The sequence below is a fragment of the Pseudomonas sp. NyZ201 genome (genome assembly GCF_049860765.1).
Classification (GTDB): domain Bacteria; phylum Pseudomonadota; class Gammaproteobacteria; order Pseudomonadales; family Pseudomonadaceae; genus Aquipseudomonas; species Aquipseudomonas bharatica.
In genome coordinates this window covers 5,744,304-5,756,776 of sequence record NZ_CP187557.1, presented here as the reverse complement: position 1 = coordinate 5,756,776, position 12,473 = coordinate 5,744,304, and the positions used below count along the sequence as shown (strand labels likewise).

The 12,473-nt window shown below is 64.1% G+C and carries 12 protein-coding genes; 4 read left to right on the top strand and 8 right to left on the bottom strand.

Annotated elements, in window-relative coordinates:
• Positions 1-45: 45 nt before the first annotated feature.
• Together ACPFMA_RS25905 and ACPFMA_RS25900 are read left to right on the top strand one after the other, a co-directional pair.
• Positions 46-330: a PsiF family protein gene (locus ACPFMA_RS25905; RefSeq protein WP_009394323.1), complete on the top strand. Its 285-nt coding sequence runs from the start codon at positions 46-48 to the stop codon at positions 328-330.
• A 126-nt stretch (positions 331-456) separates the two neighbouring features.
• A complete protein-coding gene (locus ACPFMA_RS25900; protein ID WP_009394322.1) occupies positions 457-1,464 on the top strand; it encodes an AI-2E family transporter in 1,008 nt (335 codons plus the stop codon).
• Positions 1,465-1,584: 120 nt separating this feature from the next.
• Here ACPFMA_RS25900 and ACPFMA_RS25895 read toward each other — a convergent pair whose 3' ends face one another.
• Positions 1,585-2,850 (bottom strand): Hsp70 family protein, encoded by a 1,266-nt coding sequence (locus tag ACPFMA_RS25895; RefSeq protein ID WP_425929109.1) that lies wholly within the window; start codon positions 2,848-2,850, stop codon positions 1,585-1,587.
• Between the two features lie 160 nt (positions 2,851-3,010).
• Here ACPFMA_RS25895 and cbpA point away from each other — a divergent pair, with 160 nt between their 5' ends.
• On the top strand, positions 3,011-3,976 hold the full coding sequence (gene cbpA, locus ACPFMA_RS25890) for a curved DNA-binding protein (protein ID WP_425929107.1): 966 nt from the start codon (positions 3,011-3,013) through the stop codon (positions 3,974-3,976).
• A gap of 2 nt (positions 3,977-3,978) precedes the next feature.
• Entirely contained in the window at positions 3,979-4,281 is a 303-nt protein-coding gene (locus tag ACPFMA_RS25885) for a chaperone modulator CbpM (protein WP_009394319.1), read from the top strand.
• A 113-nt stretch (positions 4,282-4,394) separates the two neighbouring features.
• Here ACPFMA_RS25885 and ACPFMA_RS25880 read toward each other — a convergent pair whose 3' ends face one another.
• From ACPFMA_RS25880 to cycA, 7 genes are all read right to left on the bottom strand, one after another.
• Positions 4,395-4,916 carry a GNAT family N-acetyltransferase gene (locus ACPFMA_RS25880; protein ID WP_425929105.1) on the bottom strand — a complete coding sequence of 174 codons (522 nt, stop codon included), beginning with the start codon at positions 4,914-4,916 and terminating at the stop codon, positions 4,395-4,397.
• Positions 4,917-4,950: 34 nt separating this feature from the next.
• Positions 4,951-5,649, bottom strand: coding sequence for an urea ABC transporter ATP-binding subunit UrtE (gene urtE, locus ACPFMA_RS25875; RefSeq protein ID WP_009394316.1), 699 nt, complete (start codon positions 5,647-5,649; stop codon positions 4,951-4,953).
• A 109-nt stretch (positions 5,650-5,758) separates the two neighbouring features.
• The gene (urtD, locus tag ACPFMA_RS25870; protein ID WP_425929103.1) at positions 5,759-6,610 is read right to left on the bottom strand and encodes an urea ABC transporter ATP-binding protein UrtD; all 852 of its coding nucleotides are present in this window, start codon (positions 6,608-6,610) and stop codon (positions 5,759-5,761) included.
• A complete protein-coding gene (gene urtC / locus ACPFMA_RS25865) occupies positions 6,607-7,686 on the bottom strand; it encodes an urea ABC transporter permease subunit UrtC (RefSeq protein ID WP_279896479.1) in 1,080 nt (359 codons plus the stop codon). The genes urtD and urtC overlap by 4 nt, the downstream gene beginning before the upstream one ends.
• Positions 7,686-9,185, bottom strand: a complete 1,500-nt coding sequence (urtB, locus tag ACPFMA_RS25860; protein WP_279896477.1) for an urea ABC transporter permease subunit UrtB — start codon at positions 9,183-9,185, stop codon at positions 7,686-7,688. The genes urtC and urtB overlap by 1 nt, the downstream gene beginning before the upstream one ends.
• A gap of 135 nt (positions 9,186-9,320) precedes the next feature.
• Positions 9,321-10,586, bottom strand: coding sequence for an urea ABC transporter substrate-binding protein (gene urtA / locus ACPFMA_RS25855; RefSeq protein WP_064301555.1), 1,266 nt, complete (start codon positions 10,584-10,586; stop codon positions 9,321-9,323).
• 213 nt (positions 10,587-10,799) lie between these two features.
• Positions 10,800-12,212: a D-serine/D-alanine/glycine transporter gene (cycA, locus tag ACPFMA_RS25850; RefSeq protein ID WP_064301556.1), complete on the bottom strand. Its 1,413-nt coding sequence runs from the start codon at positions 12,210-12,212 to the stop codon at positions 10,800-10,802.
• Between the last annotated feature and the right edge of the window lie 261 nt (positions 12,213-12,473).

Sequence of the window (12,473 nt, the reverse complement as noted above, 5' to 3'; positions counted from 1 at the left end):
TCCACTGACGGCCGCGCCTCCATCGCGGCGATCAGGAGAGTCACCATGAAGATGTTGCGTGTGCCGTTGCTGTTGCTGGGCCTGCTCATGGCGTCGCAGGGTTTCGCCGCTACCGCCCAGCAGGAAAAGATGAAGACCTGCAACGCCGACGCGACCGCCAAGGCGCTCAAGGGCGATGAACGCAAGGCGTTCATGAGCGACTGCCTCAAGGCCAAGGCTCCTGCGACCCAGCAGGAAAAGATGAAGACCTGCAACGCTGACGCCACCGCCAAGGCACTCAAGGGCGATGAGCGCAAGACCTACATGAGCGACTGCCTGAAAAAGAAATGACCTGACCCGCCCGCGCGCCATTGCTCTGGAGCAATGGCGCGCTGCTCGCCGTCGCCCACCCCCTATGCCTGTCCACAGAAGGCTGGCAGACTGCCGCCTTTGTCGTCTTCGGCTGTCTGAGGTTGTATGACTTTTACCCAGCGTCAGGTCGTGCTGGCCAGTTGGATCATCATATTCACCGGCTTGCTGCTGGTATTGCCACTCAAGTTATTGCCGAGCCTGCTGGCCGGATTGCTGGTGTTCGAGCTGGTCAACATGCTCACGCCCAAGCTCCAGCACGTGATCGCCGGGCCGCGTGCGCGCTGGCTGGCGGTGGCCCTGCTTGGCACCTTGGTAGTCAGCACCCTTACGCTGATCTTCGCCGGGGCCATCAGCTTCCTTTTGCACGAGGCGGAAAACCCCGGGGCATCACTGGACCGCTTCATGCTCCTGGTAGACCAGGCTCGCGGCCAGTTGCCGCCGTTCATCGACGCCTACCTGCCGGCGAGCGCCGCGGAGTTCAAGGTCGCCATCGGCGACTGGCTCAAGACTCACCTGGGCGAACTGCAACTGGTGGGCAAGGGGGCGGCGCATATGTTCGTCACCCTGCTGATCGGCATGATCCTCGGCGCCATCGTCGCCTTGCAGCGGATTCCCGATATCTCCCGGCGCAAACCGCTGGCGGCGGCGCTGTTCGAGCGCCTGGCGCTGCTGGTGCAGGCGTTTCGCAACATCGTCTTCGCGCAGATCAAGATTTCCTTGCTCAACACGGCATTCACCGGGGTGTTCCTTGCCGTGGTGCTGCCACTGTTCGGCGTGCATCTGCCGCTGACCAAGACCCTGATCGTGCTGACCTTCCTGCTTGGCCTGCTGCCGGTGATCGGCAACCTGATGTCCAACACCCTGATCACCATCGTCGGCCTGTCGCTGTCGGTCTGGGTGGCGGTGGCGGCGCTGGGCTACCTGATCGTCATCCACAAGGTCGAGTACTTCCTCAACGCGCGGATCGTCGGCGGGCAGATCAGTGCCAAGTCGTGGGAGCTGCTGCTGGCGATGCTGGTGTTCGAGGCGGCGTTCGGGCTGCCCGGGGTGGTGGCGGGGCCGATCTACTATGCCTACCTGAAGAGTGAGTTGAAGCGGGTGGAGCTGGTCTGAGAATGAGGGCGTAACGCGGCCCCTGTGGGAGCGGGTTTACCCGCGATTGCGATAGTGAATCCACCATAGCAATCGCGGGTAAACCCGCTCCCACAGGGGCCGCGTCGTGATCAATGTTGGTCAGCCGTAGCGCTTGCGCGCCTCGATCGCCAGCCCGCTGCCGATGCTGCCGAAGATGTTGCCTTCCACATGCCGTGCGTTCGGCAGCATCGCCGCCACGCTCTGGCGCAGTGCGGGGATGCCGCTGGAACCGCCGGTGAAGAACACCGTGTCCACCTGGCCCACGCTCACGCCGGCCTTGAGCAGCAGCTCGTCGACGCTGCCGCGTACGCGCTCCAGCAGGTTGTCGATCGATGCTTCGAACAGTGCCCGGGTCAGGTCCACGTGCAGGTCCTTCTCGATCCGGCCCAGGTCCACCAGGCGATTGTCGGCATGGGTCAGTTCGATCTTGGTCGCTTCCACTTCCATCGCCAGCCAGTGCCCGGCGCGCTGGTCGATCAGCTTGAACAGGCGATCGATGCCCAGGGTGTCCTCGATGTCATAGCGCATGCTGCCCAGGGCCAGTTGCGATTTCTGCGAGTACACCGAGTTGATGGTGTGCCAGGTGGCCAGGTTGAGGTGGTAGCTGGTGGGCATCAGCGCCTGGCTTTTCATCCGGCTGCCATAGCCGAACAGCGGCATCACGCCCTGCAGGCTGAGCTGCTTGTCGAAGTCGGTACCGCCGATGTGCACGCCGCCGGTGGCGAGGATGTCGTCGTGGCGATCGTCGAGCATGTGACGCTCTGGGGCCAGGCGAATCAAGGAAAAGTCCGAGGTACCACCGCCGATGTCGACGATCAGCACCAGTTCCTCGCGCTCGATCCCCGACTCGTAGTCGTAGGCCGCCGCGATGGGCTCGTACTGGAAGGACACGTTCTTGAAGCCGATCTTGCGTGCCACTTCGGCCAGGGTGTCCTCGGCCTCCTGGTCGGCGGCCTGGTCGTCGTCGACGAAATGCACCGGACGGCCCAGCACCACCTGCTCGAACGCGCGGCCGGCATTGGCTTCGGCGCGCTTTTTCAGCTCGCCGATGAACATCCCCAGCAGGTCCTTGAACGGCAGGGCAGTGCCCAGCACGCTGGTGTCATGCTTGATCAGCTTTGAACCGAGCAGGCTCTTCAGCGATCGCATAAGACGACCCTCGTAGCCTTCCAGGTATTCGTGCAGGGCCAGGCGACCATAGACCGGGCGGCGTTCCTCGATATTGAAGAACACCACCGAAGGCAGGGTGATCTTGCCGTCCTCGAGAACGATCAGCGTCTCTTCGCCGGGACGATGCCAGCCGACGGTGGAGTTTGACGTGCCGAAGTCGATACCACAGGCACGGGCCGGGGATGCGTGATTCATGGAAACGGTTCCGGGGGAAAAACGGCCGCGCAGTGTATGCCAGTTGCGCACAGAATCAAGACCGATTATCTGCCGCGCGACAACACCCCGGGCACCTTGAAAGGCTATGCTTGACCCCAATCTTCAGAGGCAGTGCATTTAACCGACGGTGATTCCTTCGATGGATTTCAAAGACTATTACAAGATACTGGGCGTCGAGCCGACGGCGGACGACAAGGCGATCAAGACCGCCTACCGCAAGCTGGCCCGCAAGTATCACCCGGACGTCAGCAAAGAGCGTGACGCCGAAGAGAAGTTCAAGGAGGCCAACGAGGCCTACGAAGTGCTCGGCAGCCCGGAAAAGCGCTCCGAATACGACGAGATCCGCAAGTACGGCGGCCAGCACGGCCGGCCGTTCCAGGCCCCGCCCGGCTGGGAAAGCCGTGGCGGCGCCGGTGGCGGTGGCTTCGGTGGTGGCGATTTCTCGGATTTCTTCAGCTCGATCTTCGGATCGGCCGGTCGTGGCAACGGCAATCCGTTCGGCCGTGGTCAACAGCAGCGCAGCAGCGGTCGGCGAGGTCAGGACGTGGAAATGGAACTTGCAGTGTTCCTTGAGGAAACCCTGGCCAACGAATCGAAGAAGATCAGCTTCCAGGTGCCCCAGTACAACGCCATGGGCCAGCGCACCGGCGACACCACCAAGACCCTCAACGTCAAGATCCCCGCCGGGGTGACCGACGGCGAGCGCATCCGCCTCAAGGGCCAGGGCGCGCCGGGTGTGGGAGGCGGGGCGAATGGCGACCTGTACCTGGTCATCCGCTTCGCACCTCACCCGCTGTTCGATGTCGAAGGTCATGACCTGATCATCACCGTGCCCCTGGCGCCGTGGGAAGCGGCGCTGGGCACCAAGGTGGAAATGCCGACCCTCACCGGCAAGGTCAACCTCACCATCCGCCCGGACAGCCAAAGCGGCCAGCGCCTGCGGATCAAAGGCATGGGCCTGGCCAACAAGCAGGGCCAGCGCGGCGACCTTTACGCGCAACTCAAGGTGGTGATGCCGGCGCAATCGGATGCCGCCACCCGTGAACTGTGGAGCAAACTGTCGGAGAAGGCCGGGTTCAACCCGCGAACTCAATGGAGTAAGTGACCATGAGTAGCACCCTGATCGTTCAGCTGGACATGCGTACCTTTTGCCAGGAGGCCGACCTTACGGCCGATTGCGTGATGCAAATCGTCGAACACGGCATCGTTGAACCATCGGGGCGAACGCCTGAGGAATGGCTGTTCGACGACCGCTCGCCGGTTCTGGCCAAGCGCGCCGCGCGGTTGCACGCGGAGCTGGAACTGGAATGGGAAGGCGTTGCGCTGGCGCTGGAGCTGCTGGAGGAAGTGCAGCAACTGCGCAGCGAGAACGTCATGTTGCGCCAGCGTCTGGGGCGGTTCGTGCAATAACTTGAGAACGCCGCGAACCCTGTGGGAGCGGGTTTACCCGCGATTGCCATGGTGAATCCACTGACGTAATCGCGGGTGAACCCGCTCCCACAGGGTTCGCGCAAGCCGTAGGATCAGTCGGACGGTTGAGCCCCCGGATTCAACACCAGTTGCATAAAGGTCAAATCCAGCCACCGCCCGAACTTCACCCCCACCTGCGGCATCTCGCCGGTCACCCGGAATCCCAACCGCTCATGCAGCCGGATCGATGCGGCATTGCCGCTCTCGATCGCTGCCACCATCACATGCTTGCCACACTGGCGCGCCCGCTCGATCAGGGCTTCCATCAACGTCGGCCCCAATCCGTGCCCACGCTGGTCGGCGCGGATATACACCGAATGTTCCACGGTATGCCGGAACCCTTCGAAAGGCCGCCAATCACCGAACGAGGCGTAGCCAGCGACGTCCCCCGCGTCGTCCACGGCGACGATGACCGGGTATCCCTGCGCCTGTCGCCCGTCGAACCAGGCCTTCCGGTTCGCCAGGTCCACCGGCTGTTCGTTCCAGATCGCCGTGGTGTTGAGCACGGCGTCGTTGTAGATGGCGCGGATACCCGGCAAATCGGCGGGGCTGGCGTCGCGGAAGGTGTGAGGCATGGCAGTTGTCCACAGGGTAGGGCAGGGCGCCAGATTAAATGGTTACCAGCCCGCGCACACCTTCGGCTTCCATGTTTTCGCCACGGCCCTGCTGGACGATCTCGCCCCGCGACATCACCAGGTACTGGTCGGCCAGCTCGGCGGCGAAGTCGTAGAACTGCTCCACCAGCAGGATCGCCATGTCGCCGCGGGCCGCCAGTTTGCTGATCACTGCGCCGATTTCCTTGATCACCGAAGGCTGGATGCCTTCGGTGGGTTCGTCGAGGATCAACAGCCGCGGACGACTGGCCAGCGCCCGGCCGATGGCCAACTGTTGCTGCTGGCCGCCGGAGAGGTCGCCGCCGCGCCGGTGTTTCATTTGCAGCAGCACCGGGAACAGCTCGTAAATGAACTCGGGCACTTTCTTCGCCTCGCTGGCGCCGAAGCGCGACAGGCCCATCAGCAGGTTTTCCTCGACGGTGAGGCGCGGGAAGATCTCGCGGCCCTGGGGCACGTAGGCGATCCCGGCCTGGACCCGCTGGTGCGGCTTGAGCTGGGTGATGGCCTGGCCTTCCCAGCTGACGCTGCCGTCGCGCGCCGGCACCAGGCCCATCAGGCAGCGCAGCAGGGTGGTCTTGCCCACGCCGTTGCGCCCGAGCAGGCAGGTGACTTCGCCGACCTTGGCCTCGAACGACAGGCCGCGCAGGATATGGCTGCCGCCGTAGTACTGGTGCAGGGAATCGATTTTCAGCATGTGTGTTGTCCTGTGAGTCCGTGTTGTCGCCAATCGCTGGCAACGCCAGCTCCCACAGGGTTCGGCGTCGCTGCGGACCTTGTGGGAGCTGGCGTTGCCAGCGATGGGGTCACCGCCCTAGATAAACCTCGATCACCCGATCATCCGCCTGCACCTGTGCCAGCGACCCTTCCGCCAGCACACTGCCCTGGTGCAGCACGGTGACGTGGTCGGCGATGCTGCCGACGAAGCCCATGTCGTGCTCCACCACCATCAGCGAGTGCTTGCCGGCGAGGCTCTTGAACAGTTCGGCGGTGAACTCGGTCTCGGCGTCGGTCATGCCGGCCACCGGCTCATCGAGCAGCAGCAACTGCGGGTCCTGCATCAGCAGCATGCCGATCTCGAGGAACTGCTTCTGCCCGTGGGACAGCAGCCCCGCCGGGCGATTGCGCGAAGGCTCCAGGCGAATGGTGGCCAGCACCTCGTCGATCCGCGTGCGCTGCTCGCCACTGAGCCGCGCGCCGAGGCAGGTCCATACCGACTTGTCGGTCTTCTGCGCCAGCTCCAGGTTCTCGAACACCGTCAGCGCCTCGAATACCGTGGGCTTCTGGAATTTGCGGCCGATCCCGGCCTGGGCGATCTGCACTTCGCTCATGCGGGTCAGGTCGAGGGTGTCGCCGAACCAGGCCTTGCCGCTGGTAGGGCGGGTCTTGCCGGTGATCACGTCCATCATGGTGGTCTTGCCGGCGCCATTGGGGCCGATGATGCAGCGCAGCTCGCCGACGCCGATGTACAGGTTGAGGCCGTTGATGGCCTTGAAACCGTCGAAGCTGACGTTGATATCTTCCAGGGTCAGTACCGTGCCATGGCGGGCATCGAGGCCCGGCGAAACCACCTGGCCAAGGCCGATGGCGTCGCGGCCGCTGCCCTCGTCGATGATCGGCTCCAGCATGAATTCGGGATGGATCGACGGGAATCTCATTGTTCGCCCCTTTTCTTCAGCAGGCCGACCACGCCCTTGGGCAGGTACAGGGTGACCAGGATGAACAGCGCACCCAGGAAGAACAGCCAGAATTCCGGAAACGCCACGGTGAACCAGCTCTTCATGCCATTGACCAGGCCGGCGCCGAGCAGCGGGCCGATCAGGGTGCCGCGTCCGCCGAGCGCGACCCACACGGCCGCTTCGATGGAGTTGGTCGGCGACATCTCGCTCGGGTTGATGATGCCCACCTGCGGCACGTACAACGCACCGGCCAGGCCGCAAAGCACGGCACTCAGCACCCAGATGAACAGCTTGAAGCCGCGTGGATCGTAGCCGCAGAACATCAGGCGGTTCTCGGCGTCGCGCAGGGCGGTCAGCACCCGGCCGAACTTGCTCCGGGCCAGGCGCCAGCCCAGGTAGAGGCTGGCGACCAGCAGCGCCACGGTGAGCAGGAACAGCACCGCCCGGGTGCCTTGCGCGGTGATATCGAAGCCGAGCAGGGTGCGGAAGTTGGTGAAGCCGTTGTTGCCGCCGAAGCCGGTCTCGTTGCGGAAGAACAGGAGCATCCCGGCGAAGGTCAGGGCCTGGGTCATGATCGAGAAGTACACGCCCTTGATCCGCGAGCGGAAGGCGAAATAGCCGAACACCAGGGCCAGCAGCCCGGGTGCCAGCACTACCAGGCACATGGCCCAGGCGAAGTGCTGGGTACCGGCCCAGTACCAGGGCAGCTCGCTCCACGACAGGAAACTCATGAACGCCGGCAGCCCGTCGCCGGCGGCTTCGCGCATCAGGTACATGCCCATGGCATAGCCGCCGAGGGCGAAGAACAGGCCGTGGCCGAGGGACAGCAGGCCGGCGTAGCCCCAGACCAGGTCGAGGGCCAGGGCGACGATGGCGTAGCAGAGGATCTTGCCTACCAGGGTCAAGGTGTAGGCCGAGACCTGCAGGGTGTGGCCGTCCGGCAGCAGCGAAAGCAGCGGCAACGCGACCAGTACCAGCAGGACGACGGCGCCGATGGCCAGGGACAGCTTCGGTCCGGCTTTTTGCGTGGCGGTGACAAGCAGAGGCTGGTTCATCAGTCGATTACCCGTCCCTTGAGGGCGAACAGGCCTTGCGGACGCTTCTGGATGAACAGAATGATCAGCGCAAGGATGAGGATCTTGCCGAGCACCGCACCGATCTGCGGTTCCAGCAGCTTGTTGGCGATGCCCAGGCCGAACGCGGCCCAAAGGCTGCCGGCCAGTTGCCCGACGCCACCGAGCACCACCACCAGGAAGGAGTCGATGATGTAGCTCTGGCCCAGGTCAGGGCCGACGTTGCCGATCTGGCTCAGGGCCACGCCACCCAGGCCGGCGATGCCCGAGCCGAGGCCGAAGGCGAGCATATCGACGCGCCCGGTCGGTACGCCGCAGCAGGCGGCCATGTTGCGGTTCTGGGTCACGGCACGCACGTTGAGGCCCAGGCGCGTGCGGTTGAGCAGCAGCCAGGTCAGCAGCACCACGAACAGGGCGAAGCCGATGATGACGATGCGGCTCCACGGCAGGACCAGGTTCGGCAGCACCTGGATGCCGCCGGACAGCCAGGCCGGGTTGGCGACTTCCACGTTCTGCGCGCCGAAGACCAGGCGGATGGCCTGGATCAGGATCAGGCTGATGCCCCAAGTAGCGAGCAGGGTTTCCAGCGGTCGGCCATACAGATGGCGGATTACCGTGCGTTCCAGGGCCATGCCGACCCCGGCGCTGACGGCGAAGGCCACCGGCAGCGCCAGCAGCGGATAGAACTCCAGCGCGCCGGGGGCATAGCGCTGGACCATGATCTGCACCACATAGGTGGTGTAGGCACCGAGCATCAGCATCTCGCCGTGGGCCATGTTGATCACGCCGAGCAGGCCGAAGGTGATCGCCAGGCCAAGGGCCGCGAGGAGCAGGATCGAACCAAGGGACAGGCCGCTGAAGGCCTGGCCGAGGATCTCGCCGACCAGCAGCTTGCGCTTGACCTGGGCCAGGCTGGTTTCCGCGGCGGTGCGCACTCCGGCGTCACTTTCCACGGCCGGGTCGAGCAGGGCTTCGAGGCGGGTGCGGGCCATGGGGTCGCCGGTCTCGCCGAGCAGGCGCACGGCGGCGAGGCGCACCGAAGGCTCGGCGGCGGCCAGTTGCAGGTTGGCCAGGGCCAGGCCGAGGGCGGCGTGGACGCTGTCGTCCTTTTCCGTGGCGTACTGGCGGTCGAGGAAGGCGACCTGGGCCGGTTGCGCGGTTTTTTGCAGCTGCTGCGCGGCTTGCAGGCGGGTAGCCGGGTCGCCGCTGAGCAACTGATGGCTGGCCAGGGCGTTGTCCACCAGGCCGCGCAGGCGATTGTTCAGGCGCAGCTTGCGGTTGTCGTCGGGGCTGATGCGACCTTGCTGCAGGGAGGTAAGCAGGGTCAGCCGGGCAGGATCGGGTTGCGCCGCCCAGTCCTGGAGCAGGCGGGCCTGGTCGTTGGGCTTGGCGGCGGCGAAGTATTCGGCTTCGCTGGCGTGCGCGGCCAAGGGCAGCAGCAGGCACAGGGAAAGCAGGAGTCGGTAGAGGGCCTTGGGCATAGAGCGGGGTCCCTTTTCTGGTAGGGGGAGGTGCGGTGTTCTTCCGGGCCTCATCGCTGGCAAGCCAGCTCCCACAGGTCCGGTGCATGCAGGACCCTGTGGGAGCTGGCTTGCCAGCGATTGGACCTCAGGGGATCAGTTGCCCTTCACGGCATAATCCGGCCGCTTGTCATTGCCCTGGATGAACGGACTCCACGGCTGCGCCCGCAGTGGCTGCTCGGTCTCCCAGACCACGTTGAACTGCCCGTCATCCTGGATTTCGCCGATCATCACCGGCTTGTGCAGGTGGTGGTTGGTCTTGTCCATGGTCAGGGTGAAGCCGGACGGCGCCTTGAAGGTCTGCCCGGCGAGGGCTTCGCGGACCTTGTCGACATCGGTGCTGCCGGCCTTCTCCACGGCCTGCGCCCACATGTGGATGCCGACGTAGGTAGCTTCCATCGGGTCGTTGGTCACCGCCTTGTCGGCGCCCGGCAGGTTCTTCGCCTTGGCGTAGGCCTTCCAGTCGGAAACGAATTGGGTGTTGACCGGGTTGTCCACCGACTCGAAGTAGTTCCAGGCGGCAAGGTGACCCACCAGCGGCTTGGTATCGATGCCGCGCAGCTCCTCTTCACCCACCGAGAAGGCCACGACCGGTACGTCGGTGGCCTTCAGGCCCTGGTTGGCCAGTTCCTTGTAGAACGGCACGTTGGAGTCGCCGTTGACCGTGGAGATGACCGCGGTCTTGCCGCCGGCGGAGAATTTCTTGATGTTGGCGACGATGGTCTGGTAGTCGCTGTGGCCGAACGGGGTGTAGACCTCTTCGATGTCCTTGTCGGCCACGCCCTTGGAATGCAGGAAGGCGCGCAGGATCTTGTTGGTGGTGCGCGGATAGACGTAGTCGGTACCGAGCAGGAAGTAGCGCTTGGCCGCGCCGCCTTCCTCGCTCATCAGGTATTCAACGGCCGGGATCGCCTGCTGGTTCGGCGCCGCACCGGTGTAGAACACGTTCGGCGACATTTCCTCGCCTTCATACTGCACCGGGTAGAACAGCAGGCCGTTGAGCTCCTCGAACACCGGCAGCACCGACTTGCGCGACACCGAGGTCCAGCAGCCGAACACCACCGCGACCTTGTCCTGGGTCAGCAACTGGCGGCTTTTCTCGGCGAACAGCGGCCAGTTCGACGCCGGGTCCACCACCACCGGTTCCAGCAGCTTGCCGTTGACCCCGCCCTTGGCGTTGATCTGCTCGATGGTCATCAGCGCCATGTCCTTGAGCGAGGTCTCGGAAATCGCCATGGTCCCGGACAGGGAATGCAGGATGCCGACCTTGATGGTCTCGGCGGCCTGGATGCTCCAGCTCAGGCCCATCGCGGCGATGGATGCGCTGAGGGTAAAGGCCTTGATCAGACTGCGACGCTTCATGGGTGCTCTCTCCGTTGAGTTCGTATTGGCGGTAAGGCAAATGGCGACTGCGCGGATAGAGCGATAGCAAAGGCTATGCCGGATTGTGTACAGGCTCTGGAACAAGGGTTTCGGCGGATTGTGCGCTGGCGGTGCACCGCCCTGGAGCCCAAGGCGGTGGCACGGTGCAGGCTCTTGCGCCCAGATGGTGCGCAATAGCCAGCAAGGGAAGGATCAACCCCGGGGAGCGTCGATCTGGCCGCGCGGGTGGCGGCGGCTGCGGACGAACTGGTAGGTCACGGTGAGGATCAGGAACCAGATCGGGGTGACCATCAGCGCCTGGCGGGTGTCGGTCTCGAAGCTCAGCAGCACCAGGATGAAGGCGAAGAACACCAGGCATGCCCAGCACATGAAGCGGCCGCCGGGCATCTTGTACTTCGACGCCGCGTGCAGTGCTGCGCGCTGTTTGCGGTAGGTCAGCCAGGACAGCAGGATCAGCGACCAGACGAACATGAACAGCACCGCCGACACGGTGGTGACCAGGGTAAAGGCTTCGACCAGGTCGGGGATCAGGTACATCAACGCCGCGCCCAGCAGCAGGCAGGTGCAGGAGAAGTACAGGCCGTTGGCCGGCACGTCGCGGTTCGACAGCTTCTCGAAGGCCTTCGGCGCATCGCCTTCCTGGGCCAGGCCGAAGAGCATGCGGCTGGTGGAGAACACGCCGCTGTTGGCCGACGATGCGGCCGAGGTCAGCACCACGAAGTTGATCACCGCCGCCGCGGCCGGAAGCCCGGCCAGGACGAACAGCTCGACGAACGGGCTCTTGTTCGGCACCACGTCGCGCCACGGGGTGACGGCCATGATGGCGATCAGGGCGAACACGTAGAACATGATGATGCGCAGCGGGATCGAGTTGATCGCCCGGGGCAGGGTGCGCTCCGGGTCCTTGGCTTCGGCGGCGGTGGTGCCGACCAACTCGATGCCGACGAAGGCGAACACGGCGATCTGGAAGCCGGCGAAGAAGCCCATCAGGCCGTGGGGGAACATGCCCTGGTCGTTCCACAGGTTGCCCAGGCTGGCGGTATCGCCATTGGGCGACTGGAAGCCGCTGACCACCATGTACAGGCCGGTGCCGATCAGGCCGAGAATGGCAATGATCTTGATCATCGCGAACCAGAACTCGATCTCGCCGAACAGCTTCACGGTGATCAGGTTCAGCGACAGCAGCACGCCGACGCACAGGATCGCCGGTATCCACTGCGGCAGGTCGGGAAACCAGAACTGCGAGTAGGAGGCGATGGCGATCACATCGGCGATGCCGGTGATGACCCAGCAGAACCAGTAGGTCCAGCCGGTGAAATACCCGGCCCAAGGGCCCAGCAGGTCGGCGGAGAAGTCGATGAAGGACTTGTAGTTGAGGTTCGACAGCAGCAGCTCGCCCATTGCCCGCATGACGAAGAACAGCATGAAGCCGATGATCATGTAGACGAAGATGATCGAAGGTCCGGCCAGACTGATGGTCTTGCCCGAGCCCATGAACAGACCGGTCCCGATGGCACCGCCGATGGCAATCAACTGGATGTGTCGATTGGTCAGGTTGCGTTGCAGGTGATGTTCCTGCGCGTCCTTTGTAATGTCTTGATTCATTGCGTGCATTCCATAAATCGCAGTCTTCTTGTATGTGAAGCGGCGGCTAGGCTAACACGCTAGCCTGCGGGGCAGCCGCGACAAGATGACTCGACTTTAGGCGGACGCCTGCAAGGAAAGGCGAAAGGGACTACATGTGAGGCTTCAGTTTTCGCTCGGATAGGTCTGGACAGGGCGATCCTCTGAAAAGCGCCGCGCACCTTGTGGGAGCGGGTTCACCCGCGATTACGTTAGTGGCTGCACTACCGCAATCGCGGGTGA